At 62.7% G+C, this 25,704-nt stretch carries 25 protein-coding genes; 4 read left to right on the forward strand and 21 right to left on the reverse strand.

All coding sequences use genetic code 11. From position 1 onward, the window contains the following. Positions 1–2: 2 nt before the first annotated feature. From iolD to SO140_RS31590, 10 genes are all read right to left on the reverse strand, one after another. Positions 3–1,838: a 3D-(3,5/4)-trihydroxycyclohexane-1,2-dione acylhydrolase (decyclizing) gene (gene iolD, locus SO140_RS31545; protein ID WP_449378125.1), complete on the reverse strand. Its 1,836-nt coding sequence runs from the start codon at positions 1,836–1,838 to the stop codon at positions 3–5. Continuing rightward, on the reverse strand, positions 1,835–3,745 hold the full coding sequence (locus tag SO140_RS31550; protein ID WP_449378124.1) for a bifunctional 5-dehydro-2-deoxygluconokinase/5-dehydro-2-deoxyphosphogluconate aldolase: 1,911 nt from the start codon (positions 3,743–3,745) through the stop codon (positions 1,835–1,837). The genes iolD and SO140_RS31550 overlap by 4 nt, the downstream gene beginning before the upstream one ends. 14 nt (positions 3,746–3,759) lie before the next feature. Continuing rightward, the gene (locus SO140_RS31555) at positions 3,760–4,770 is read right to left on the reverse strand and encodes a Gfo/Idh/MocA family protein (protein ID WP_449378123.1); all 1,011 of its coding nucleotides are present in this window, start codon (positions 4,768–4,770) and stop codon (positions 3,760–3,762) included. Between the two features lie 28 nt (positions 4,771–4,798). Continuing rightward, positions 4,799–5,728 (reverse strand): sugar phosphate isomerase/epimerase family protein, encoded by a 930-nt coding sequence (locus SO140_RS31560; RefSeq protein WP_449378122.1) that lies wholly within the window; start codon positions 5,726–5,728, stop codon positions 4,799–4,801. Between the two features lie 10 nt (positions 5,729–5,738). After that, positions 5,739–6,914, reverse strand: a complete 1,176-nt coding sequence (locus SO140_RS31565; RefSeq protein ID WP_449378121.1) for a Gfo/Idh/MocA family protein — start codon at positions 6,912–6,914, stop codon at positions 5,739–5,741. Between the two features lie 25 nt (positions 6,915–6,939). Beyond that, on the reverse strand, positions 6,940–7,842 hold the full coding sequence (locus SO140_RS31570; RefSeq protein ID WP_449378120.1) for a sugar phosphate isomerase/epimerase family protein: 903 nt from the start codon (positions 7,840–7,842) through the stop codon (positions 6,940–6,942). Positions 7,843–8,021: 179 nt separating this feature from the next. Beyond that, the gene (locus tag SO140_RS31575) at positions 8,022–9,044 is read right to left on the reverse strand and encodes an ABC transporter permease (RefSeq protein ID WP_449378119.1); all 1,023 of its coding nucleotides are present in this window, start codon (positions 9,042–9,044) and stop codon (positions 8,022–8,024) included. Positions 9,045–9,094: 50 nt separating this feature from the next. Next, positions 9,095–10,633, reverse strand: a complete 1,539-nt coding sequence (locus tag SO140_RS31580; protein ID WP_449378118.1) for a sugar ABC transporter ATP-binding protein — start codon at positions 10,631–10,633, stop codon at positions 9,095–9,097. A 107-nt stretch (positions 10,634–10,740) separates the two neighbouring features. Beyond that, entirely contained in the window at positions 10,741–11,679 is a 939-nt protein-coding gene (locus tag SO140_RS31585; protein ID WP_449378117.1) for a sugar ABC transporter substrate-binding protein, read from the reverse strand. 81 nt (positions 11,680–11,760) lie between these two features. Further along, positions 11,761–12,579 (reverse strand): TIM barrel protein, encoded by an 819-nt coding sequence (locus SO140_RS31590; RefSeq protein ID WP_449378116.1) that lies wholly within the window; start codon positions 12,577–12,579, stop codon positions 11,761–11,763. Positions 12,580–12,906: 327 nt separating this feature from the next. Between SO140_RS31590 and SO140_RS31595 the strand changes: the two genes are divergently transcribed. After that, positions 12,907–13,938 (forward strand): LacI family DNA-binding transcriptional regulator, encoded by a 1,032-nt coding sequence (locus tag SO140_RS31595; RefSeq protein ID WP_474800017.1) that lies wholly within the window; start codon positions 12,907–12,909, stop codon positions 13,936–13,938. 130 nt (positions 13,939–14,068) lie between these two features. Here the strand turns inward: SO140_RS31595 and SO140_RS31600 are convergent, their stop codons facing one another. Continuing rightward, the gene (locus SO140_RS31600) at positions 14,069–14,548 is read right to left on the reverse strand and encodes a cyclic nucleotide-binding domain-containing protein (protein ID WP_449378115.1); all 480 of its coding nucleotides are present in this window, start codon (positions 14,546–14,548) and stop codon (positions 14,069–14,071) included. Positions 14,549–14,796: 248 nt separating this feature from the next. Between SO140_RS31600 and SO140_RS31605 the strand changes: the two genes are divergently transcribed. Further along, on the forward strand, positions 14,797–15,030 hold the full coding sequence (locus SO140_RS31605) for a DUF6894 family protein (protein WP_449378114.1): 234 nt from the start codon (positions 14,797–14,799) through the stop codon (positions 15,028–15,030). 528 nt (positions 15,031–15,558) lie between these two features. Here SO140_RS31605 and SO140_RS31610 read toward each other — a convergent pair. From SO140_RS31610 to SO140_RS31630, 5 genes are all read right to left on the reverse strand, one after another. Then, positions 15,559–15,999, reverse strand: a complete 441-nt coding sequence (locus tag SO140_RS31610; protein WP_449378113.1) for a hypothetical protein — start codon at positions 15,997–15,999, stop codon at positions 15,559–15,561. Between the two features lie 85 nt (positions 16,000–16,084). Further along, a complete protein-coding gene (locus SO140_RS31615) occupies positions 16,085–16,420 on the reverse strand; it encodes a hypothetical protein (RefSeq protein WP_449378112.1) in 336 nt (111 codons plus the stop codon). Positions 16,421–16,516: 96 nt separating this feature from the next. Beyond that, positions 16,517–16,789: a curlin repeat-containing protein gene (locus SO140_RS31620; RefSeq protein ID WP_449378111.1), complete on the reverse strand. Its 273-nt coding sequence runs from the start codon at positions 16,787–16,789 to the stop codon at positions 16,517–16,519. A 384-nt stretch (positions 16,790–17,173) separates the two neighbouring features. After that, positions 17,174–17,584 (reverse strand): hypothetical protein, encoded by a 411-nt coding sequence (locus tag SO140_RS31625; protein ID WP_449378110.1) that lies wholly within the window; start codon positions 17,582–17,584, stop codon positions 17,174–17,176. A gap of 29 nt (positions 17,585–17,613) precedes the next feature. After that, complete coding sequence (locus SO140_RS31630) at positions 17,614–18,489, reverse strand: formylglycine-generating enzyme family protein (protein WP_449378109.1); 876 nt, start codon at positions 18,487–18,489, stop codon at positions 17,614–17,616. 65 nt (positions 18,490–18,554) lie between these two features. Here SO140_RS31630 and SO140_RS31635 point away from each other — a divergent pair, with 65 nt between their 5' ends. Both SO140_RS31635 and SO140_RS31640 read left to right on the forward strand, forming a co-directional pair. Next, the gene (locus SO140_RS31635; RefSeq protein WP_449378108.1) at positions 18,555–19,673 is read left to right on the forward strand and encodes a DUF4399 domain-containing protein; all 1,119 of its coding nucleotides are present in this window, start codon (positions 18,555–18,557) and stop codon (positions 19,671–19,673) included. 91 nt (positions 19,674–19,764) lie between these two features. Then, positions 19,765–20,997: a caspase family protein gene (locus tag SO140_RS31640; protein ID WP_449378107.1), complete on the forward strand. Its 1,233-nt coding sequence runs from the start codon at positions 19,765–19,767 to the stop codon at positions 20,995–20,997. Between the two features lie 61 nt (positions 20,998–21,058). Here the strand turns inward: SO140_RS31640 and SO140_RS31645 are convergent, their stop codons facing one another. The 5 genes from SO140_RS31645 to SO140_RS31665 are packed head-to-tail and all read right to left on the reverse strand — an operon-like array spanning position 21,059 to position 25,701. Further along, on the reverse strand, positions 21,059–22,057 hold the full coding sequence (locus tag SO140_RS31645; protein ID WP_449378106.1) for an FAD:protein FMN transferase: 999 nt from the start codon (positions 22,055–22,057) through the stop codon (positions 21,059–21,061). A gap of 11 nt (positions 22,058–22,068) precedes the next feature. Further along, positions 22,069–22,617 carry a nitrous oxide reductase accessory protein NosL gene (locus SO140_RS31650; RefSeq protein ID WP_449378105.1) on the reverse strand — a complete coding sequence of 183 codons (549 nt, stop codon included), beginning with the start codon at positions 22,615–22,617 and terminating at the stop codon, positions 22,069–22,071. Continuing rightward, positions 22,614–23,441, reverse strand: a complete 828-nt coding sequence (locus SO140_RS31655) for a DUF2705 family protein (RefSeq protein ID WP_449378104.1) — start codon at positions 23,439–23,441, stop codon at positions 22,614–22,616. Before SO140_RS31655 ends, SO140_RS31650 begins: the two co-directional genes overlap by 4 nt. After that, entirely contained in the window at positions 23,438–24,346 is a 909-nt protein-coding gene (locus SO140_RS31660; protein WP_449378103.1) for an ABC transporter ATP-binding protein, read from the reverse strand. Before SO140_RS31660 ends, SO140_RS31655 begins: the two co-directional genes overlap by 4 nt. Next, positions 24,343–25,701, reverse strand: coding sequence for a nitrous oxide reductase family maturation protein NosD (locus SO140_RS31665; RefSeq protein WP_449378102.1), 1,359 nt, complete (start codon positions 25,699–25,701; stop codon positions 24,343–24,345). The genes SO140_RS31660 and SO140_RS31665 overlap by 4 nt, the downstream gene beginning before the upstream one ends. Positions 25,702–25,704 lie beyond the last annotated feature (3 nt).

The following is a 25,704-nucleotide window of genomic DNA, read 5'->3' on the forward strand; positions in this document are numbered from 1 at the left end:
CCTCAATCAAAAGTGCGCTGAAGTTGCGCGTTGGCTTCGTGCCGTTCTCGGGCATGCTCAAGACGCTCAGGACCACCGGCTTGCGGAACGGCCACGTCCCACCAGTGTCCGCCGGCGCCTGTACCGGGTACGGCGTCGGTATCGATCACGATGACAGTAGGCTTGTTTCGCGCGCGCGCCGCGATGATCAGCGCTTCCAGATTGGCGATGTCCGATGCTTTCTCCGCCCAGGCGCCCATGGCTCGAGCATGTGCGACGAAGTCGATTTCGGGCTGCTCCTCAACGGCGCAGTCCTTGTACAGGTTGTTGAACTCGGCTCCGCCGCATTCGATCTGCAGACGGTTGATGCAACCATAGCCGCGGTTATCGGTCAGAACGACGGTAAACGGGATGCGCCTCATGACGGCGGTGGCAAGTTCAGAATTCGCCATCATGTAGGAGCCGTCGCCGACGAAGCAGACGACCTCCTTGTCCGGCGCGGCGAGCGCGATGCCGAGCGCGCCGGCGACCTCGTAGCCCATGCAGGAATAGCCGTACTCCATGTGGTAGCCACCCGCTGCCGCCTGCCACAGAACCTGCAGCGCGCCCGGCATGGTGCCGGCGGCGCACATGACGACGGTCTTTTCGGTCGCGACCCGCTGCACTGCGCCGATCACCTGCGCGTCAGTCGGCAGGACGTTGGCGGTCCCCTCCGGCGCGGCCGTCACCGCCTTCACCTTGGCGTGCCAGGCGGTGCGCGAAGCGGCGTCCGGGGCTTGCGCCTTGTGGCCGCCGAGCAGAGCCGAGAGCTGTTCGAGCGCCACCTTGGCATCGCCGACAACACCGATCGCGCCGTGCTTGGTGGCGTCGTAGCCGTGCAGATTGATCGAGACGAGCTTGCGGGCGCCGTTCTTGAACAGGGCCCAGCTGCCGGTCGTGAAATCCTGAAAGCGCGTGCCGACGCCGATGACGAGATCTGCGTCGGACGCAAGCGCGTTGCCGCATTCCGAACCGGTCACGCCGGGCGAGCCGAAGTTCAGGGGATCGGTCCAGGCGTTCGCCCCCTTGCCGGCCTGGGTCTCCAGGAAGGCGATGTTATGCTTCGCGGCGAAAGCGGCGAGCGTCGCCTCGGCGCCGGAATAGACCACGCCGCCGCCTGAGATCAGCACCGGCTTCTTGGCGGCACGGATCAGGCCCGCGACCTCCTCGACCTCGCGCGGGTCCGGCCGCGGCCGGCGGATGCGCCAGATCTTGGGCTCGAAGAAGCTTTCCGGATAATCGTAGGCCTCGGCCTGGACGTCCTGGCAGAAGGCCAGGCACACCGGCCCGCAATTGGCCGGATCGGTCATCACGGCCAGCGCGCGCGGCAGCGCGGTCAACAGATGTTCGGGCCGCGTGATGCGGTCGAAGTAGCGCACCACCGGCCGGAAGGCGTCGTTGGCCGAGCCCGTGCCGTCGTCGAAATCCTCGACCTGTTGCAGCACGGGGTCCGGGCGACGGTTGGCGAACACGTCGCCGGGGATGAGCAGGACCGGCAGGCGGTTGACATGCGCGAGCGCGGCCGCCGTCACCATGTTGGTGGCGCCGGGGCCGATCGACGAGGTCACCGCCATCGCCTTGCGGCGCTTCATGGTCTTGGCATAGGCGATCGCCGTATGCGCCATCGTCTGCTCGTTCTGGCCGCGCCAGGTCGGCAACGCCGTGCCGATGCCGTGCAGCGCCTCGCCGAGACCGGCGACGTTGCCGTGGCCGAAGATCGCCCAGACACCCTCGATGAAGCGCCCGCCCTCTTCCGTCATCTGCACCGAGAGCCAGCGCACCATGGCCTGCGCCGCGGTCAGTCGGATCGTCTTGGTCATGCCGCCTTCTCCCCCGCGGTTGCGCGCGCCTCGTCCCAGATCTCGCAGAGCCGGCGGTAGCGCAGTGCCATTTCGGCGACCGCCGCCTCGTCGGACGTCTCACCCTTGAACCACGCCCGCGCCACCTCGCCGAAAATGGTGCGCCCGACCGCAAAGCCCTTCACCAGCGGGAAGCTGGCGGCGACGCGGAAGCTGGCGGCGAGTTCGGCCTCGGGCGCATCGAGACCGAGCACGACGATGCCGCGGGTAAAGCGGTCGTGCGCCTCGATCGCCTTGCAGGCAGCATCCCAGGCGGCTGCGCTCGCCAGCGGTTCGAGCTTCCACCAGTCGGGATAGATGCCGGCGGCGTAAAATTGCCGGATCAGCGTTGCCGTCGTCGCATCGTCGACCGGCCCGACCTTCGAGGCCACGATCTCCAGCAGGAACTCGAGGTTGTTGCGCCGTGATGCCTCGAACAGGCGCTTGACGCTCTCTTCCTGCGCCGCGCGCGTCGCAACGTCATCGTTCGGATGGCAGAAGCAGAGCACCTTCACGACGTTCTCGCGCGCCCACTCACCGAGGCCGCCGCAGTCGGCCCCGAGCTCCGGCTCCAAGGAGAGTGGCCGCGAGCCCGGCCATTCGCAGGGCCGGCCGATCCAGAGGCCCGAACCGGAGGCAGCGTGGAGCGCGCGCCGACCGGTGCGGTTGTCGCAAAGGATGCCGTAGCCGGGCTGCCCGCCCTGCACCTCGAGCGCGGCCTTGAGGCACAGCTCCTTGAAGGCGCCACCCTTGGCGAGCGTGTAGCCGTCCATCTGCTCGAGCTGCGACCGATGGTCGAAGGCGAACACCCGACATTCCGACCAGTCGCCCGACCGATTTGTCGCCCAGTGGATCTGTTCGAGCTCGGTGTCGTGGCGCAGCGCCTTCACCGTGATGCCGCGCTTGAGGAAGAACCGGAGCTCCTCCCAGGACGGATAAGCCGGCGTGCAGCCGTGGCGGCTGACCGCGAAGGCGCCGCAGGCATTGGCGTATTCGAGCGCCTTCGGCCAGCTCTCGTCGTCGAGCCAACCGCGCAGCAGCCCGGCGAAGAAGCCGTCACCGGCGCCAAGCACATTGAAGACTTCAATCGGGAATCCCGGGCCCATCTCGCCGTCGTCGAGACTGTCGGGGATGGCGGCAGCGAAGGCGACCGCCCCCTTCGCCCCGCGCTTGCAAACCAGCGTCGCCGGGGTCAGCGCGCGGACAGCTCGCAGCGCGGCGACCGTGTCGGTCGAGCCGCCGGCAATGTGGAATTCCTCCTCCGTGCCGACGATCAGGTCGAAGAGATGGAGCGCGCCCTGGAGCTTCCTGGTGACCGTCGCGCTTTCGATGAAGCGGCTTTCACCGGCGCCATGGCCCGCGAGGCCCCAGAGGTTCGGGCGATAGTCGATGTCGAGCGCGGTGCGGGCGCCGTGGGCGCGGGCGAGCCGCAGCGCCTTGAGGACGGTGGCTTCGGTTCGCGGGTTCGACAGATGCGTACCGGTCGGCACGACCGCGCGCGCGGAGGCGATGAAGGCCTCCTCGATGTCGTCCTCGGAGAGAGCCATGTCGGCGCAATTCTCGCGATAGAAGATCAGCGGGAACTGGTCCTCGTCGCGGATGCCGAGCAGCACCAAGGCAGTCAGACGCGCGGGGTCGGTCTTGACCCCCTGCACGTCGACGCCTTCCCGCTGGAGCTGTTCGCGGATGAACCGGCCCATGTGCTCGTCGCCCACCCGCGTGATCAGCCCGGACTTCAGCCCGAGCCGCGCCGCCCCGCAGGCAATGTTGGTCGGAGAGCCGCCGATGTACTTGTTGAACGATCCCATGTCCTCGAGCCGCCCGCCGACCTGCGCGCCGTAGAGATCGACCGAGGATCTTCCGATCGTGATGACGTCGAGTTTCTTCATTGGCCGGCTCCTCGTCAGCGGTAGAGCGACGGCCGGTCCGCCATCGTGATGGCGACGAGCGCGCCTGCACTTTCCTGCGCGGCAACGCAGGCATCAGAGGTGATCGCCGCGACATAGCCGTCCCAGGAGCTCGGACCCGTTGCCGTCCCCTCCGCCGCTGCCTTCAGGAAGTCCTGAAGCTCGACGTCATAGGCTGCGACGAAACGGTCCTTCCAATCGGTCAGGATGTCGTTCTGCAATTTCGCGCCGAGCCGCAGCTCGATCGCCATGGGCTCGGGCAGGCGCGCGGTTCCGTCCTCGCCCACGATTTCGCACTGGATGTCGTAGCCGTAGTGGCAGTTCACGAAGATCTCGACGTCGATCAGCACGCCCTTCTTCGTTTCGAGCACCACCACCTGCGGGTCGCGCAGCTTGGCATGCGACCGCGTGGCTCGACGCGGAAACAGCACACGGGCCGAGACGTAGTCGTCGTCGAGCAGCCAGCGCAGCACGTCGATCTCGTGGATCAGCGTGTCGTGGATCGCCATCGGCGTGACGTAGGCCTCGGGCACCGTGGGGTTTCGATGGGCGGCATGGACCATGATCGGCGCGCCCGTTCGCGTCCGGATCGCCTCCTTGAGGGCGACGTAGCCCGCATCATAGCGGCGCATGAAACCAACCTGCACGAGCCGGCGGCCGAGAGCCGCCTCCGCATCGACGATCCGCCGCGCGCCCTCCGCCGTCGTGGCGAGCGGCTTCTCGCAGAAGCAGGGCTTGCCGGCAGCAATGGCTGCGAGAACATACTGCTCGTGCGTCGCGCCCCAGGACGTGACCAGAACCGCATCGACGTCCTTCGCCGTGACCAGTTCCTCCCCCGTCGCGTAGATCGCCGCATCCGGCGCCACGTCCGCCTTGACGGCCTCCGCCACCGCCCGGTTGACGTCGGTAACGGCAACGATCCGACCTCCCGCGAGCACGTTATTGATCCTGCGGGCATGGTCGCGGCCGATGGCTCCCGAGCCGATCACGCCGATCTTGACTGTCATTGCTGGTCTCACTTTCTGTTCGGTTGCGTTAGAAGCCTGCTCGCCGCAGGAAATCGCGGCTGGCCGCGAGATCGTCGAGAATCGAGCTGGTATTGCGGGGGTCGCGCTCCTGCTCGATCGTGATGTAACCGCCATAGCCGATGTCGCTGAGCAAAGTCCGAATAGCCGGATAGGCGATCTTGCCTCTGCCGATCGGGCACATCACGCCTTTGGCGCAAGCATCGAAGAAACGGATACGCTCGTTCATCACGGTACTGAAGACGCCTGGGTCAATGTCCTTGAAATGGATGTAGTCGGCGCGCTCACGGTATTGCCACAGCACCTCGACCGGATCCATGCCCGCATAGGCGAGATGGCCGGTGTCGAGGCAGAGGCCGGCAAGCTCGGACGGAACATCCGCAACGATGCGCTCGATCTCGTCGGCGAACTCGATGTAGCCGCCGGCGTGGGGATGGATCACGGCGCGCACGCCGTATTTGTCCCGGGCGAGCGCCGCAATCGCGCGAATGGTCTCGACCATGCTTCGCCACCCGCTCGCCGCGAGGCGCGGTGCGCGATCCGAATGGCCGGCCGCGAAGTCGCGCGCGTCGTGTCCCCAATCCATGACCGTGAGGTATGGCGCCTCATGACGCTGGCCATCATGGGTCACGGGTTTTGGAAGGCTCACGATCAGCGCGCAAATCTCATCAGTTTGCCGGAGCAAATTGTCACGGTTTTCCGGCGAGACCAAATCATCGAAGATGGTCCCTGCGACGATGCTGAGCCCGCGCCGCTCAAGCGCGTCCGAGACGCGGGCCGCATCGAGCGGCAGGTAGCCGTAAGGCCCGAGCTCGAGACCACCGAACCCGGCCTCCGCTGCTTCGTCAAGCACCTTTTCCCACGCCGGCAGGTGGGGATTCCTGACGTCGTCGACGCCCCAGCAGCAGGGCGCGGTCGTGATGGTGATCGGCTTGATCATCCCCGGCCCCTCACCGAAAATCCACCCACACCGAACCAGCGTTGGCGGAGCGCACGCAGTTCTCGATCCAGCGGACGCCTTCGGTACCGTCGTTGATCCCGGGATAGATCAGGCCATCGAGCGCAGCCTGGTCGCCTCGCCGCTTCGCGTCGATTGCCTGCGCGAGGCGCAGATAGACGTTCGCCCAGGAGTCCCCAAGGCCTTCAGCATGCAGGCCGCCCATCCGATCGCTGCCAAGTGACAGCTCGTCGAGGTAAGGCATGCCGTGGCTCATGAGTTGAGCCGGCCGGCCCTGCATTTCATGCCAGAGCTCGTTAGGATGGGCGTCGCGCCAGACGAGGCTGGCCTGCGAGCCGACGATCCGGATCGTCTGGGAGTCCATCGAGCCCGCACAGACCGACGAACACCACAGGCGGCCGACGGCGCCGTTGTCGTAGTGGAAGAGCACATAGGCGTTGTCTTCGAGCGGCGCGCGCGACTTGACGAAGCTCTGCCGGTCGCACAGAAGCCTGGTGACCTTCATATGCGGCAGCACCATCTGGCTCAGGTAATAAGTGTGTGTGGAGAGGTCGCCAAGCACGAATGTCGGCCCGCTCGTTGCCGGGTTCGTCCGCCACCTCTGCGCTTCGGACGCGTTGGAGTCGTCAGCCGAATTGAAGCCGTGGATGTAGCAGAGGTCGACCATGCGGATCTCACCCAGCACGCCCTTCGCGACCATGGCCCGCATTTGCAGGAGCATGGGAAAGGCCGAATAGGTGTAGGCGACACCGACGATCAACCCCTTGTCGGTGGCGAGCCGCTCGATCTCGCGACATTCCTCAACCTTGAAGAAAAGAGGCTTCTCGCAGATGACGTGAAGTCCGGCCATGAGGCAGGCCTTCGTGATCTCGAAGTGCGTGTGGTTGGGCGTCGCCACCGTGACGACTTCCACCCCGTCCGGCCGTCCCGCTTCTTCGCCGATCATGGTCCGGTAATCGGGATAGCAGCGCTCGCCATCGACGCCGATATTGATGCCGAAATCCCGTCCGCGCGCCGCATCGACATCGAAGGCCCCGCACACCAGCGTATAGGCCGTGTTGTCCCGCAGCGCGCCGGTCCGGTGTTTGTAGCCCACTTGGCCCGTCCGCCCACCGCCCACCATTCCCCAGCGAAGCGGGCGCTGGATCAATCTCTCACCGTTCAGCATGGACGCTCCTCGCTTTCCGCCCCGACTACTTCTTCCAGTGGCTGTCGACGTATTCCTGCATCTTCCGCCGCATGAACCGGCCGGATTCGTCGGCCTTGTCCTCCCATGCGAAGACGCAGGAGCTCATGATCCCGTCGAAGCCGATCTCGGCGAGCGTAGCGAAGAAGTCGTCCCAGGGAACTTCGCCCTGGCCTATGTTGAGATGCTGATGCACGCGGGCGTTCGTGCCCGGCGGATTGAGGATATAGCGCAGGCCGGACGAGGCCTTGTGATTGAAGGTATCGCCGACATGCACATGTGCCAGGACATCTGCACATTCGCGAAGCATCGCCTTGGTGTCATCGCCGAAATAAAAGGTGTGCGGCGCGCAATAGAGGAACTTCACGCGCTTGGAATTGACGGTCCGGATGATGTCGACGGCGGGCTGCAGGGTTTCGCACCAATCCTCAGGATGCGGTTCGATATGCAAACTAATGCCCTCTTTCTCGAAGATCGGCACCAGCTCCTCCATCGAGCGCCACCACGCGTCCTCACAGGTTTCGATCATCGAACCGGTATGGCAGCAGTAGCAGGAGCCCTTGTCCGGATGCGGCCCCCGCCCGAACTCGGAGTTCATCGTATCAACCTCCATCTCAACGGCGATCTCGATGGCACGCTTCCAGTGACGCACGGCGGCGCAACGCTCGACCTCGTCGTTGGACGCCCAGCGATACATCGGCAGCAGCGAGGCAATGCGGACGTCCGCTTGCTTCAGCGCCTGCTTGAAGGATCGGATGCGCTCCGGAAAAACGCGTGGAGCCTTGAACCATTCGAGAAAATCTTCCCGCGGCGAAAGCTCGATCCAGTCGTAACCGAGTTCTTTCACCTTGACGGGCAAGGCTTCCAGCGAGAGGTGCCGATGCATGAAGGGATCGAGCGCGATACGCATCTATCTGTTCCTTGGTGTAATCTGGTTCGATCTAAGGTCGATCCCGATCGGTGGACCGCAGCCGCCAGACCTGGATCGAGCGGACATCTGAGCAATACCGTTGCTTTGCCGGTTGGCCTCGAGTCCTCTGAAAGAGATCTCGTAGGCCGTGGCGAGTGTCGATGTTCAGGCGACCAGTCTCATGATTTCTTCTGCCGCTTCTTCTGGCGATGAACATCGGTCACGACGGCGGCCACGATGATCGCGCCCTTGATCATCTCCTGGTAGTAGGCGTCGATACGCAGGAATGTGAAACCGGAGATAACCACGCCGAAGATGATCATTCCGATTGTGGTTCCCAGGACCGAGCCGCGCCCGCCCGACAGCGACACCCCGCCGATCACCGCCATGGCGATCGCGTCGAGCTCGTACATCTGACCCATGCCGGCCTGCGCGGTGAGACCGCGCGCAGCCACGACGATGCCGGCGAGAGCGGACAACAAACCGGCGACGGCATAGATCTTGACGATGTGGCGTTCGACGTTGATGCCAGTCACGCGCGCCGCTTGCGGATTGGCTCCGATCGCATAAGTGAATTTGCCGTAGCGTGTGTAACGCAGCACCACATGCATCACCACGGCGACGAACAGGAAAATGAAGACAGGGGTGAGCTTGGAGCCCAACGCGGCGAAGCTCTCCGTCGGAAAGCTGATCGGTTGGCCCTTCGTGTACCACTTCGCGAAACCGCGCGCTGTCACCATCATTCCAAGCGTAGCGATGAACGGTGGAATTTGGGTGTAAGCAATCAGCGCACCGTTCACGACGCCGCACAGAAGGCCCGTAAGCAGCCCGGCGACGATCGGCACGACGACCGGCATGTCCGTCAGCGCTGGATAGACAGCACGGGAATAGGTGCTGACCTGGGCGAGACTCATCGAGATCATGGCCGTCGCGCCGACGATCGAGCCCGAGCTGAGGTCGATGCCGCCGGATATGATGATCTGGGTCACGCCTATGGCGATGATACCCACGACCGAGACCTGGAGGATCATGATCGACAGGCGTTGCGGGTTCGCCAAAAAGCTTTGCCCCTGGATCAGCCATCCCAGAATCTCGAACGTCGCGGAAATGCCGATGAGAACGAGCAGAATGCTCAACTCGGGCGGCAACCGCCGCGTCGGCTTCGGCACGGCCTGCACGGATTGAACGACCGCCTCTGTCATGATCGATTCCTCCTTTGCTCTCTCTTGTTCTGTAACTCGCGCGTCGCAGTTCAGCGTGCGGCGAGATCCATGATCTTGACCTGGTTTGCCTCGCCACGATCGAGAAACCCGGCCACATGTCCTTCGTGCATCACCATGATGCGGTCGCTCATCCCGAGCACTTCCGGCAGCTCCGATGAGATCATGAGAACGGCGACGCCCTCGGCGGCGAGGCCAGTGATCAGGCGGTGGATTTCCGACTTCGCGCCGACGTCGATCCCGCGCGTCGGCTCGTCGAGGATGAGAATCCGGGGCTTCGTCAGGAGCCAGCGAGCGATCAACAGCTTCTGCTGATTGCCGCCCGAAAGGTTTTCGACGATCTCGGCGAGGTCCGGTGTCTTGACCCTGAGCTTCGCCGCCATCTCCGCAGCGAGCCTCGTCACCGTCTTCTGGTCGACGAATCCGGCCGTCACATGCGCGCCGGTGATCAGTGCTGACTGGATGTTCGCGAGACAATCAAGGATCAGGAAGCAGCCGGTCTCCTTCCGGTCCTCCGTGAGGAAGGCGATGCCGTGCTTCATGGCGGTCGCCGGACTATCGATGCTGACCGGCTTGCCATCGATCAGTATCTGTCCGGCTTCGGCCGGTACCACGCCGAACAGCGCCTCTGCGACATTGGAGCGCTTGGACCCGACCAGCCCTGCGAGCCCGAGGATCTCACCCCGGCGCAACGTGAAGGAAATGTCGTGGAACACCCCCTTCAGGGTGAGGTTCTTCGCCTCCAGCACGACATCGCCGATCGGACAATCGACCTTCGGAAACATGTCGGTGATCTCTCGTCCGACCATCATCCGGATGATGTCGTCGCGCGTCACGTCCTTCGCGGCATGGGTGCCAACGTAGCGCCCGTCACGGAACACCGTGAATTCATCGGCGATCGCGAAGAGCTCGTTCATCTTGTGGGTGATGTAGACGATGCCGATCCCGCCGGCTTTGAGATCGCGGATGATCTCGAAGAGATGCTCCACCTCACGTTCGGTCAGCGCCGAGGTCGGCTCATCCATGATCAGGATTTTGGAATTGTAGCTCACCGCACGGGCGATCTCGACCATCTGCTTCTGTGCCACGGTGAGCTCGGAGACCTGTGCGATCGGATCCAGGCTCAAATTGAGCCGGTCGAACAACTCCCGCGTCATTGCCGCCATGCGCGCGTGATCGATCAAGCCATACCGATTCCGCGGCTCGCGGCGAATCCAGATGTTCTCCGCGACCGTCATCCAGTTCATCAGCGCCAACTCCTGGTGGATCATCGCGACCCCCTGCTCCAGCGCATCAAGTGGAGACTTGAGCGTAACGGGCGAGCCGAAGAGCCGGATTTCGCCGGCGTCGGGCTGATAGATGCCGGCGATGATTTTCATCAGAGTAGACTTGCCGGCCCCGTTTTCGCCCATGAGCGCATGGACCGTGCCCGGCCGGACGCGCAGACGCACGTCGTCAAGTGCAACCACGCCTGGGAATTCCTTGCGGATACCTTCGATCGCCAGAAGACCGTCCTGTTCGATCTTTTCCTTGTAGCGAGCGACCGCTGCCAGCGTTTTCGGACTCAGCATGGCCTTGCCTCCCGGCGTCGTGGGGTTGCGCGCGGTTTCTCCGCGCCCGCCGTCACCGGCCGCGGGCTCGCAAGGGAGCATGCCTACGGCCGGAAGACGTTCGGGACTCAGTTCTTGGTGAGATAGTTCTTGAGATTTTCCGGCGTCACGAGTTCGAACGGCACCCACACGGTGCTGTCGACCTTGCTGCCCTTGGCGAGCTTGAGCGCGGTCTTCACGGCGCCCTGGCCCTGACCGGCTGCGTTCTGGAACACGGTCACCGCAAGGTCGCCGGCCTGCATCGCCGCGAGCCCGTCCTTGGTGCCGTCAATGCCGCCGACGAGGATCTCCTTCGTCGAGAGGCCCGCAGTCTTGATCGACCCGATGCCGCCGATCGCCATCTCGTCGTTGTTCGGGATGAAAGCATCGAACTTGAGCCCGGCCGACAGCCAGTTGGTCATGAGATCGGCCGCCTGGGTGCGCGACCAGTTGGCGGCCTGCTTCTCCACGATCTTCATGAAGCTACAGTCCGGAGTGGCAATCACATCCTCGATGTCCTTGGTCCGCTGGCGGGCCGCCTGGTTCGAAAGTTCCCCCATCATGACGACAATCCGGGCTTCTTTCTTGCCTTTGTCCTTCAGCGCACGGCAGATTTCCTTGGTTTCAAGCGTGCCGGACTCGGCCTCGTTCGAGCCGACGAAGGCCTGATTGGATGGAAGCTTTTCGAGATTGACCGGCATGCGGTTCACGAAGACGAGCGGGATGCCGGCGTCCGCCGCGGCCTTGCTCATCGCTGCCGTGGCGTCGGTGTCGACCGGGTTGACGATGATGGCGTCGACTTTGGCCGCGGCGAAGTTCTGGATCTGGTTCAGCTGCTTGCCGACATCGTTCTGCGCGTCTTCGATCTGCAGCTTCACGTTCTGTTTGGCAGCGCTGTCCTGAATCGCCTTGCGGAGCACTGTCAGGAAATTGTCGTCGAACAGTGCCATCGAGACGCCGATGTTCTCGGCCAAGGCCGATCCGGACATGAGCGCCGAAATGGCGGCCGCGAGCACGAGCTTCCTCATTATTTCCTCCCGCGTTCTGCGTGGCCGGCGTCCACGCTGATTATGCCGGTCGTGTTTTCCGCCGCATGCCGGCGGCTGCCGTTACGCGGGCGTGAGAGAGACCCTCTCGTTCATGAAGCCAATTGATCGACGCAGCGCGCTCTCCGGATCGGCCAACGCGTGCACCGCCGGAGAGAATGCCTCGTACGAAATCGGCCCGGCATATCCGGCTGCCAACAGAGCTTCGATCTGGGCGATGTTGCCGAGCCGGTCCGCCTCGTCGACGAGAACCCGATGGGCATCGCGCATGTCGGCTACCGCGAGATCGACATCGACGACGCCGGAAACGTGGACGATGCCCGTATATTCCGGAAAAAGGGGACCGCCGCCGGCAAGGTGATGATGAAAGGTGTCGTGAACGAGCCGGTAATGGCGCGCGACACCGAGACTCTCGATCACTTCGATCGTTTCCGCCTTGCTGCGGAGCGAAGAAGTTTCGAAGCCGAGCGGCTCGACAAGGGCGATCATGCCCGCGGCCTCCAGCATGGGCGCGATCTCGCGTAAAGCAAGGCGCAGATTGCCGATCCGCTCGCCCGCGCCGAGGCCCCAGCCGTCGTTCCGCGGGATGAGGCTGATGGTCTCCGCCCCGCAAGCCGACGCAGTCCGGATCAGAACATCGACAGCATCGCGACGGGAATCTGACCAGTCGTTGAACGGATAGACCTGTGACAGGCCGACGATCCGCAGCCCCTGATCCTTCGCCTTGGCGGCCACGACGCCGGGCGCATCGCCATTGAATAGCGGTTGAGCCAGATCATTGCGCAGTTCGACGCCAATGCACCCAAGCCGCTTGGTAAGCGCAAGGAGGCCCTCGTAACGCAGCCCCGGCACCGTCATGTGATTGATCGCTATGGGCAGCATGTCCGCCTGTTCCTCCGGCCTGTTGATGTCTGGTTGTACGTTCGGCGTGTTGACGCTCGGGATGTAACGATGCCGAAGCAGTGAACGTCAAGGCGTGTGGGGTATTTCGCGTCATTACATGACGTATCATGACGCATTTATGAGGCGACTCCACCACGCCTATCGGGGACAAGCATGAAGACAGATATGTTTTGTATTACAGATATTTGATCCGCATTTCTCGACCGTTGGCTTTAATTCCCGTTCAGCGAGTCAAACTTGACGCGCCATGAAAGCATCAATATCGTTGAGATCAATGATGTAAATTACATCAGAATGCGCAGTGCAATGGCTGACAGACCGACCATCATCGACGTCGCGAGGGAGGCGGGTGTCAGCCCCTCGACCGTCGACCGTGTTCTCAACGGGCGCCAGAACGTCCGCTCCGACACTGCGCACCGCGTCTTCGCGGCTGCCGTGCGGGTCGGCTATCACGCCACTCGGCTGATCGAGCAGCGTCTGAACCCGGATCTACCGAATTTCCGGCTAGGCTTTTTGCTGACCAAACCGGAGCAGAGCTTCTATCAGTCGATGGCGCGGCATCTGGAGCATGCGGTCAAAACCGCTCCGGGCATTTCAGCTCAGGCGATCATCGAGTTCTGCCCGACACAAACAACCAAGGACATGGCACAGATGATGCGCGCGATCGGCTCCCGGGTCGATGCGTTGGCCGCCGTCGCCGTCAATCATCAGGACACCACCGCAGCCGTAACCGATCTTAAGGCGGCCGGCGTGCCGACAGTCTCGTTGCTTTCGGACTACGCCCAAGGTGAACGCGCAGCCTATGTCGGACTTAACAATCTCAAGGTAGGGCGTGTCGCGGCCTATATGCTTGCGACGGCCATGCACGAGCCGGGAAAAGTCGCGGTCTTCGTCGGCGGTCATCGCTGGCACGGGCATGAATTGCGAGAAACCGGCTTCCGCAGCTATTTCCGAGAATACCATCCAAGGTGCACAGTGCTCGATACTCTCGTCAACTTGGAGACGCCCCAACTCACGCATGAAGCGACGCTCGACCTGCTCGAGCGCCACTCTGACCTGAAAGGATTGTACGTTGCCGGAGGCGGCATGGAGGGCGCAATCTCCGCCTTACGCGAAGCGCGCAGGCCGGGAGAGGTAAAGCTCATCGTGAACGAACTGACGCCCGAATCCCGGGCCGCGCTGTCTGATCGCTATGTATTGTTGGCGGTCTGCACTCCACTTGAGGAGTTCAGCAGGGATCTCGTGTCTTTGATGATCAATGCCACGCGGGGCCCCGGCGAAGGCCTGCCCGGGCAACGCTTTCTGGAACCTCATCTGTATCTGCCGGAATCGCTATGACTGGGTAAGCGAACTCGAACGCACCGCCGAGCGGCGCCTTGAAGTACCAGAAGTCGTTCGAGCCGGGAACATGAGGTCCGGGACCTGAGTCGCAGTTGCTCCTGAACCAGACGACGCAGACGAATTTGAGTCATTGCCTCTCTTGAAGTGTCAGCAGTTTGGCGATCCGATTGTCGGCGCGGCGGAGTCGTCGACAAAGCTCGCGGTTGATGTTCTGCATCACCATCACATAGGCGTGGATGTCGGCCTTGTAGTACGCGTAGAGTTTTCCGGCCGTGAGTTCATACAGTACGGTTGGGCTCTCCGCGACGACGGTGGCTGATCGGTTCTGCATTTCGATCAGCGTCATTTCACCGAAAAAGTCACCCGGCTCGAGAGATGACATTCGAACGACGCGCCCGGAGTCCCCGAGCTTGCTCACTACGAGCTCGCCGGAGTGAACAATGAACATCGATCGCCCCGCCTCCCCTTCCGCTACGATGGTGGCGCCGACGTCGATGCGTCGCTCGATCAGCATTGAGAGCAAGAGATCGAGGCTTGCGTCTGAGAGGCCACCGAAAAAAGGGGTGGCGAGTAAGAACGCTTTCAGATCGGGCGAGCTGACGGCCATCGACCTAGTATATGCCTGCCTCCAGCGACGGCAAGCGGGCCAAGCCCAACGAGCAGGCCGCTGACGTTGAAGCCATTCCTCGCCCCCGAGATGGGTGGAGCGCATATTTCGGGGCGGACCGGTCGTCGCCCTGTCGGACTGCCAAGTCGCACCATGTGCGCGGGATCACGGACGTCGATTTGGCCGCCTAGTATGACTCCGGCATGCAGGGGTGAGCTTGCTCACCCGGATGTTGCAAGGAGGCGTACATGGCTCAGATTTATTTCCATTGTTCCAATGCTCGGGGCGTATTGATGGATCGTCGCGGCACATTCGTGTCCGATCTGATCGAAGCGTGCGAGGAGGCTACCCGCAGGGTTCGATCGCTCGTCGCAGCGAGCACCCTGGAAGACTGGCGTCATTGGGCCCTGCATGTCAGCGATGAGGCTGGCGACGAGATCTTCGTTCTCCCCTTCGCATTCGTGCTCGGCAGGCCGCACTGAGTGGATGCCATGTCGTCGGGGCTGCCCTCATACTTGGTTGTTCGTCAGGGCGTCGATGCGATTGTGACGGCGATCATCCGACGTGCCTTCGCCGGAGCGATGTTCGCGCAAGCGCATGCCGGTCGTAGCCATCGTGCCATCTCAAGTGCATCGCGCGACTCCAAATGGCACATTTGGGAAAGACCACTTAAAGCTCTTGCCTCCCGGAGTCGTGCAGTGCCTCTCTAATGGAGTTTGCGGATTGGACGGAACAACCGGGCCAGTCGCAGCGCCGGGAGCCTGCGTCATAGTTGGCTCGGTCGTGGTCGTTAACTGTGGTGCGGTGATCGGATCGCCGTCTGAGACCAGCGCCAGTCCAAGCGAACCCACGGTGTGAGCGGACGCTGAAGCCAGCACCATGGCCACAATCATCTTGTGCATGTGATGTCTCCCGTTTTGCGTGTCCCGTGAATTGAGCTGCGGCCTTCCCCGCGACCTCGACGGTCGCGGGACGTGAGAGGGGTGGTGGCGGCGACATTGGGGGGCTGGTCACATCTTGTTTTGCAGGCCCATGGCTTTCATCAACCTGTCGAGCGTCTGCTGCGATTGCGGCGAGGCACCTTTGCGGATCTGCCGGTAGACGTCGGCATCGGTCGGCGGGGGATTGTGATCGGCATCGCCATCGGCTTCGCCTGGAGCTGCCTGCGCATCCGGGCTTTTGCCAGCTTCTGCGCCGGTCGGATCACCCGCAGCGGGGTTGGAGCGCTGGACGATCGTCGCCGAGTTGCCGCCGCTATGTTGCTCGATGCTGGTGTAGCCGGGGGCCGTCTTGACCTGCTTCTCGGTCTTGGATGGATCGCCGCTCTGGGTGATCGTAGCAGAATTGCTGCCGTTGTTCACGGACGTCGTCTCGGCCCGCGCGGACGCGCTCGCCAGCGCAGCCATCAACATTGCGGCAAGCACAACCGACTGTCGTTGCATGGGTTTCATGTCTACCTCCTTGACGATGGCGTGCGTTGGGCGAGAGGAACGCTCCGCCCAATCGCCGTACCGCTGGCCCGATTGGCCAGCGGTCTTACCATTGATGGACCCTGACGCGGTTGCCATCGCCGATCTGCATGGCGCCGGCGCTGTTGTCACGGCCATGCTGGCTGGTTCCAGCAAAGTTGCCGTTCCCGAGCTGGGTCTGGTACGACGTGTTGTTCGTTCCGGACTGCCGGGCAGTCGCCGACATTCCGTTGCCGGCCTGCACTTGGCCGTTCATATTGTACTGGCAGTTCTGGCTGGTGCTATCACTCGATCCACTGCCGATCTGCGTCCTCGCGTGCACGCAGGCGGTGGTGCCGCCAGCGAATGCCGGAGCGGAGACCAGGGTCAGCGCGGCACTGGCAATCAACAGAAGCTTTTTCATGGATTTGTCCTTTCGAGGTCAGGAATGGAAAGGAGCGTGCGGGAACCTGCCGGCACGACTCCTTTCAGGGCGATGTGGGATCGCTCGGCTGCCGGCTTACCAGCGCCGCCGCTGCACCTGGTCCACACCGGCAAAGTTGCCGTCGCCGACCTGACCGATGCCAGCGTTGTTGTTCCGGCCGACCTGGTGGATGCCGGCACCGTTGTTGTTGCCGTACTGAATGACCTGGCTGTCGTTGGTGTGACCGCGCTGATACGTCACGGCGTCGTTGCCGTTGCCGCTCTGCACGATGGAGGACGAGTTGCCAGCATAAGCCGAAGACGCGAGCGAGAGCACGGCCGCCGAGACGAGGAGGATGGAGCGAAACATAATATTTTCCCTTTGGATGATGTCGAACCGCGTGATTGCCGTTCGATGATTTGACGATAGGCCTCGTCGGCCCCCAATTCTGTGCGCGGAGTCACGCATGGTGGAGCAGCGCTTTTGCATTCGCATCGCGAATTCGCTGCATCCAACGAGCGGTACGCGAATGCGTTGAAGCTCACGACTCAGCCGTGCGCGCGCAAGCGATCAGAGGATTTTTCCAACCACATCGAATCACGCCGGTGTTGGACGCACAGCGATCACGTGCACCGCTGTAACAGCCTTTCTGACTCTTGGCGTTCGATGGTCGTGCGCGATCAGAAGACGCGCTCGGATCTCAATGCGCGGTCGATCACCACGTCTCTTGCGGACAATTGTCCGGCGACCTGCTCAAGGATTGGGGCCGGCGCGATTGGACGCTTCGGTCGCAACCGCGTTGCCGATCAGGAGATCGATCGGAATGCCTTGTCCACTGCGGCAGGTCAGCAACCCCGAGCCTGATGCTCCGGATGCGACGATGCGGCATTCATCGTCGTCCATGATCAATGTGCCTTCCAGTCGTCCGGACGACACTTTCAACTGCACGCGCGCCTGCTTCTGCTCGACGCCATTGACGCTGCACAGGCCAACGTGCCGCAGCGTGACTGCTCCTGAATAATCCGCGGCCTGGTGCGTTGCCGCTTTCGCGATACTTCCTGCAATCTCCCATTCGTGGAGATAGCCGATGTGCCCACTGATGGTGTGGGATTGCGCCCAAGCAGCGGAAGTCGCCCCAGTCAGCACGAGTAGTGCCACAACCATCGAACGCATCGTACTCGCGGGCGCCATGACTACGGCAGCTCCCGCACGACACGAAAGCCGTTGGCGTAGTAGCGAACGTCAACGTCGTAGCGAAACCTCGCCGACGATCTGACGTCGCTGCCCTTGCTGAGAAAGTTGCCCCCGCGCAGCACCCGCAGGCGGCAGTCGCCCGACGTCCAGGCCGATGCGTCCTTAGGCGCATTGCGATAGGAGTCGTTCCAGCAATCCTCGACCCATTCCGCAGCATTACCTGATGTGTCGTAGAGCCCAAAGCCGTTTGGCCGGAACGAACCCGCTGGCACGACCTGCTGCTTGATCGGACTACCACAGCCCTCGCACTGCGCATGACCGGCGCCGATGTCCCTGCCCCACCAGAATGGCGTTTTGGTTCCCGCGCGCGCGGCATATTCCCATTCCGCCTCGCTGGGCAGACGGTATTTTTGCCCGGTTCTCTGCGACAGCCAGGCGACGAACAGCTTGGCGTCCTCCCAGCTGACATTGATCACCGGCCGATCGCCACGTCCCCAGCCGTGATCCTCGGGGCGCACCCTGCACGCGCCCGTATCAGCGCACTGATCCCATTCCGCGAACGTCACCTCGCGGCGGCCGATGGCGAAGGGTTTGCGAATGCTGATCGAATGCTCAGGCTTCTCGTAGGGCGTGTCATTGGATCCCATCACGAACTCTCCCGGCGGCACGATCACAAGCTCGGGACAATTGTCGCAATCGCGAAATAGCTCTCCCGGCTCCGGATTGGCGCTTTGCTGGGCTACCCTGGTGTCTGATGACGCGGACGGCGGGTCCGCGGACGGGCTGTTGCTCAGCCCTCGCTGGTCGCTCGCTGCAGTACCTGCAAATTCAACGAGTGTTATGAGCAAAATCACAGACAAGACGGCGGATCTCATGTCTTGATCTCCGGTCGGCTCGAACGATCGGGAGTATGCACACGTCACATTCAATGCGGAATAACATGCTTCATTCGGCCGCAACCGGCAAGGCGGCGGTCGCGGCGCCGAATTTCGGTTTACATTGGGCGGCAAAGGAATATCGTTCCACTTCTCCCCTTCGTATTGCCGGATGGGGATACTTTCGACACGCAATTATTTCAGTTTCCCGCGGCCAGCGCGGTCCAGATTGTGGTCCATGCATTGGGAATATTGCGATGATGCAGCGATTGCTGACATTGGTTCTGGTTCCATTTGTCGCCGGATTGATCCATTGCCACGCCGTGCAGGCGCAGGCCCAGACGGGCGGACCGACGCCGTCGCCGCCGGGGGCTGCTGTTTATTTCATCGGGTTGAAAGATGGCGACACGCTGCCAACCAAGGCCACCCTGCATTTCGGGCTGCATGGCATGGGCGTCGCGCCGGCAGGTTCGGACCGCGCCAATAGCGGGCACCATCATCTGATAGTTGACTCGCCAACGCCGCCACTGAATTCCGAAATTCCCAACGACTTCCAGCACCTGCATTTCGGCGCCGGACAAACTGAGGCTGAGATTTCGCTGACGCCCGGCGAGCACACCTTGCAGCTTGTGTTCGGCGACAAGAATCACGTTCCGCATTCCCCGCCGGTGGTCTCCGAGCGGATCAAGGTCAAGGTGACTGACCAAACTGCTCCCGCGGCGGCTCAAGCCCCTCCTGCGACGGTTCAAGCCGCAGCCGGCGGACGTCGCCCCTCACCGAAAGATGCCAAAGTTTATTTCATCTATCCGAAGAACGGCTCCTATATTTCTCCGAACCCGGTGATCCGTTTTGGCCTGTTGAATATGGGCGTGGCTCCGGCGGGCTACGACAAGCCCAACACTGGCCATCATCATCTGCTTGTCGATGCCGAACTGCCTCCGCTCGACCAGCCGATCCCAAACGACTTCAACCACCTGCACTTCGGTGCCGGCCAGACCGAAGCGAAGATCACCCTTCCGGTCGGCCAACACAAGCTGCGCCTCCTGTTCGCCGATTTCGCCCACGTGCCGCACGATCCGGCGGTTTTCTCCGACGTCATCAACGTCACCGTGACGGAGAGCGGCCAGCCGCCGAGAAAGCGCTCCAAGTACCGCCATCGTTCCTGGCGGAGTTACGGATATTGATGCAGCGATGAAACTACGCCACCTCTTGATCTCCTGCCTCTGCCTTGTCGTCGGCGCGACGTTCGCCAACGCGGCAGCAGCGGAGCGTCGCGTGGCGCTGGTGGTCGGCAATTCCGCCTATAAAAACGCATCCACGCTGTCCAATACCATCAACGACTCAAATGCGATCGCAGCGTTGTTCAAATCGATCGGCTTTGAAGTCGTCATTTCGCGCAACGACCTTGGCGTCGTCGAGTTCAAACGAACCGTGCGGGAATTCCTCATCACGGCAGAGAACGCCGACATGGCGGTGGTCTATTACGCCGGCCACGGCCTCGAGATCGGCGGCACCAACTATCTTATCCCGGTGGATGCCCGGTTGAGCCGCGACTACGACGTCGACGACGAGGCTATCGCGCTCGACCGCATCATCTGGGCGCTGCAGCCAGTACGCCGCCTGCGCCTGATCCTGCTTGACGCCTGCCGTGATAACCCCTTTGCGGCCAAGCTGCGCTCGGCAGGCCGCACACCGTCCAGAGGCGGGCTCGCGAAGCTTGACGAAGTCGGGGCCGATACGCTGGTCGCCTACGCCGCGAAAGCGGGCTCGATTTCCTACGACGGCGACGGCGTCAACAGTCCCTATGCAATCGCGCTGCTGAAACACCTTGCCGAGCCTGGCGTCGACATTCGGATCGCACTCGGTCGTGTCCGCGATGCGGTTATCGCCATGACCGGCGGGCGTCAGGAGCCGTTCATCTATGGCTCCCTTGGCGGCGCAACCATCTCCTTGGTGTCACCGTCGGACGCAACAAGAGTCGCGCCGGCGGCTGCCCCAGCGCCACCCCCGGTTCCGGTGCCGACCTTGCCGAAGCCGCTCATGGTCAGTCCAGCGCCGGGAACGCCAACCACTGCGCCAACCGTAAACGCAGGGCTCCCAAAGATGCCCCTTCCGGCTCAGGCGGCGCCCCAGACGACAGACCCTTGCGTCCGCGACGAAGCGAGGCTGGCGCGTCTGCGCGCCAACCCCGCGCCGGAAGAAATCACCAACTTCCAACGCGAGGTCGCATGCAGTCGGCTGCGCCCGCAAGTGCAGCGCCTATTCGAAAGTTATGTGGGCGATACCGCTCTGCCCCCCGGCGGGACTTCGGCACCGCAAACGGCTCCGAGACAACAGGCTCAGAATGAGTCCACCCGTTCCGAAGACGCTTGCACCCGCGACATGGCGCGTCTGCAGACCATGCGCGCTGAACCTACACTTGAGGCGATCACCAAGTTTGAGAACGAATTGGGCTGCGAGCGGCTCCGGTCTCAGCTCCGCCGACTGCGCGAGAGCGTCGCACCTTGATTTTGTCGCTTACGGAACGAATCCGCGGTCGCCCTTCGGTTCTGTAGCCTGAAGCGACGTCTCACGCGCCACATACGGTCAAACGACCATTTGCATCGATCAGGCGCGCCTGGACATTCGGACGGCTGGCGACGATATCCCGTATGCGAGGAATGGCCATCAAGCTGAAGGCTGTCGAGAGAGCATCAGCTTCGGTTGCGCTCGGTGCGACCACGCTGACCGTTCGATAGAGCGACGGACTTAGTCCCGTTGTGGGGTCAAAGAGGTGAGTAAAGCGACCCGCGGCGTCGAAACGGAATCCGGCACCGGCCGTTGTCGCGACGGCGCGGTCGACGAGATCGATCGTCTCGGTGAGAGCGCCTGCTTTGTCCGGATCTGCAAGACCGACACGCCACGGCCCGCCCTCGGGTCGCGGCCCGATTGCGCGTATCTCTCCCATATTGATCAAGCTCGTCGACAAGCCGGCCTTTCGCAGCTTCTCGACGACCTTGTCGGTCACAAACCCCTGTGCAATGCCGTTCAGAGTAATCGCAGCGCCGCGGTGTGCCAGGGCAATGCGATCTGGCCTCACCAGCAGTCCGCGGCGACCGACCCTGGTCAGCACTTCAGCGAGTTGCTCCCACTGCGGACCGTTCGGATCCGGATGCTCCGAAGAAAAGTGATCGGCATAGAGCCGCCACAACGGCTGAACGGTCGGATCGAATGCGCCGCTGGTCAGGTCGGCAAAGGCCAGCGAGGCCTCCAGCAGAGCCACCATGTCCGGGTCCGGCGCAACGAGGATGCCCGTGGAGTTGAGCGTGCAGATCGCGGACTCCTGCCGATACAAGCTGAATTGCTGCTCCAGCCTGCGCACGTCGAGAAGACAGCTGCCGACCAATCGCGCTGCCTCGGCACGGTCCGGATGATAGATCTCCATCGAGACCTGCGCCCCGAGCGCCGAACCATGCCAACGCACGGCCTCTTGCGCCCGAGCCATACGTGAGCCGCTCGCGAGGGCCGAGCCGAGCGCCGTCGCCGTGATTGCAATCATCCGTCGCCGCGAGAGAGTTGGCTTGCGCATCATCGAGGTCCTCAGTTGAGCCTGACATCGCCACGATCATGTTCGACAGACTCGCTTGCCGCATCGCTACCCAGCACGTACGCGTCGGGAATTTCCGTAAGCGTCACGACCCGCCCGCCGTTATCGGCCGCGAACCCATCGGCTGCCGCCCGGTTCCCGAAGGACACTGCCTCCGCCGCCCCCATGCCGCCCTGCTTGCGGCTTTCGATCACGAAGAAAGCTTTCCGCGCGTCGATCCAGTTCGTTGCGCCAGGGTCCTCCCAACTCGTTGCCCGGGCCATGTCCGAGACGTAGATCGCCCGGATGTCACGCGGCTGATCCGGCATCAACGTGAACGCCACAGTATCCCGGACGGAGGTGAACCAGAACGGATCGATGCGGCTCGCCGTGATGATCTGCCCCTTGGGTCCGGGATGCTCCATCAGGTTCATGCCGCAAAAGACGCCCATCGCATCGCGCGTAAGAGGAAGCGGCGGCGGCATGTTGGTGTTGCCCGTGTCAGGATTGCAGCCAAGAAGCAACGCCGCGATGATGATCGCACCGACGGATCTTCGGGTCATAGTTCCCTCCGTGCGAAGAAGGTCGCCGCAAGCCCGAGCGGCGCCACAATCCAGACCAGCAGCCCCAGCAGGAGCGTGGCAATCCCGGTGGTGGCCGTAGCCGACAGCCCGGCCATGCCGGAAAACTGGCTCACATTGAATCCCGTGAGATTCGCCAGACGGTAAAGATCAGTGGGATTGAGAAACAGAAGCCATTCGAGGACCCTTGCCGAGATAATCTGTCCCTGGTCGATCACCAGGATCCCAAGCAGTGCCATATCGAACACCAACACCATCAAAAGCCAGATGCCGACCGACAGGCCCGCCGCGGTGCCACGGTCGCGGACGAGACTGCTGATCAGGTATCCTATCGCTACGAATACAGCCCCAAGCATGATCGACGTTCCAAGCATCGAGGCGAAGGCGTACCAGCTCGCCGCCAGGACAGAGGCGCCGGTGATCGCGAGCGCAGCGGCGGCTGCGCCATAACCGAGGATCGTCGCGAAGGCGAGGATCAGGACATGACCGCAGAATTTGCCCAGGATGACCTGGCTGCGACCGACGGGGTAGCTCAGCAGCAGGATCATCGTGCCCCGCTCCATCTCACCGACCACCGCATCGTGCGAGATCAGAAGTGCGATCAACGGCAACAGAAAGATCGTCAGGCTGGACAGGCTGACCACCACCACGTCGAGGGCACCGGCACCAACGTTGCCGGTCGGAGCGCTGCCGAGGAACGTCAGCGACAAGGCAAGACTGGCGAGCAGCAGCGTGGTCGCCAATACCCAGCGGTTCCGCAGGCCTTCCTGGATCTCCTTGAAGGCGATGACTGCGACTGTCCTCACGCGGCCTTCTCCTGCGTGTCGAGGAAGTGTGCGTAGAGATCGTCGAGGGTCGGTGCCGCAATTTCGATATTCTTGACGCGGGGATCGCTCGCAGCCGCGCGCAACAGATCCATTTTCCCCTTTTCGTCAGCCACCAGCACGGTTCTGCGGCCTGCAGCCGAAAAGGTTTCGTCCGCGATCGGGGCAATGGCGTCATCGGCGCCGGCCACCAGATCGAGCGAGACCCGGATCGGCAACTGCGAGAGCGAGCGCAACTCCGCCAACGTGCCCTGTGCGACCAGCCGGCCGCGATTCATAATCAGGACATGCTCGGCGCGATCTTCGAGTTCGTTGAGCGCGTGGGATGAAATCAGGACGGTGGCGCCACCGTTCCGCAATTCGTTCAGAACTTCGTAGAACGTTTGCCGCAGCGCCGGATCAAGTCCCGTGGTCGGTTCATCCAGCAACAGCACGCGTGGCTGCCCGAGCAGCGCCTGCGCCAGGCCCAGTCGCTGCCGCATGCCCTTGGAATAGGTCCCGACGCGGCGATCGGCGGCATCGCTCAATCCGACGCGGTCGAGCAGCGCCCACGCCGAGGCCGGCTCGATCCTTTTCAGGCGCGCATAGAATGCCAGCGTTTCGCGCCCTGTAAGGGCCGCATTGAACGCGACGTTTTCGGGAAGATAGCCAAGAAGCCGACGCGCCGAAAACTCGCCCGCCGCCGGATTTTGCCCCATCATGCGAATTTCGCCGCGGTCTGCGTGGATCAAACCCAGCATCAATTTGATCAGCGTGGTCTTGCCCGCACCATTGTGGCCGACCAGCGCACTCAGCCGCCCGGGGACGAGAGAGAACGAAACATCACGCAGCGCTCGCACCTTGCGATAACTCTTGTCGACGCCGGTCACGGACACGGTCGCGGTCATCTGAAACTCCGCTCGGGAGAGGGCTTCGGCGGCGGCGCCACCAGCGGATGGCTGTCGACAATGCCGCCGGGATAGAGAGCCGGAAACTGCGCTTGCGCCCAGCGCAAGACCTGCACCGCCGGGCTGTTGATCAAGACCTTGGCGGACGGCGCCGTCCACAGCACGCGGTCGACCAGATCGTTGGGCCGATAAGCAGTGTCGGCAATGCCGTCACCGTTCAGGTCGAACGCAGGGTTGTCGCTCCAGTAGTTGCCGCGGCCGCCCTTGGACCAGTCGAGATCGCGCGTGCCGACGTACTTGACCTGGTTGCGGTTACCGACGAAGGCATTGCCGGAAATCTCATTGCCTTCTGAGCCGGCGGTGAAGTGGACGCCGATGCCGCAACGTTCGAACCAGTTGTTGCGGAACTTGTTGTGGTTGGTGTTGTAGATGAACACGCATTTTTCCGGCCCGCTGCCGACGTCCCGCGTCGGCCGTATGTCGGGCACCATCTCCTTCTCACCGTCCACCCCTTCGCGGCTGACCGCGACATTGTCCAGCGGTCCGCCGACGACCCGGTTACCGTCAATCTCGGCGTAGTTGGCGTAGTTGAACAGTATCCCGTAGTCCCGGTCGCGATCGGAGATGTTGTTGCGGATCACCAGTCGGTTCGAATACATGATGGCGTAGCCGACAGTATTGCGCACGGAAACGTTGCCGCTAACCTCGCTGTCGTTGGTGTACATGTAGTGAATCGCGAAGCGCACCTGTTCGAAGCGGTTGTTGATGAAGCGGTCCTTGCGGCTGCTGATCGTGAAGATGCCGTCTCGACCATAGCGGAAGGTGTTTTCCGCGATGGTGACGTCTGGCGCGTTCCAGAGCGACACGCCATTCCCGCTCTCGCTGCGGCGCCCCTCGCGCAATCCTTCGATGATGTTGCGTTCGACGTGGGATCCCGCTGCGCCGTGAACGTAGATGCCAAACAGGTTTTCTTCCAGGCGGTTGTTTTCGATCACCGTGCGCTCGGCGGTCTTCTCGAGAAAGATCCCTGAATTCATGGCCTGAAGGTCGCGGCCGGATTCCCTGATCGTGATGCCGCGGATCGTGACGTCAGGCGCGGCGACAGTAACGACGTTGCCGGCCCCGCCGCCACTGAGCACGGCGCCCGGTCCCCCGGTCAAAACGAGGCGACGGTCAATCCTGATCGCACCTCGGTAAACGCCGGGCGCCAGCTTGACGACGTCGCCTTCCTGCGCACGGTCCAGCACTGCCTGAAGCGGCTGGTACGCGACAGCTTTCAGCTCAGCCGCGGCAGCGGGACCGAAGACTCCGGCGGCGAGGATCGCCGCCGGAATGAGTCGTTGCAGGAAAAACACTTT

This window comes from Bradyrhizobium sp. UFLA05-108 (assembly GCF_059803455.1).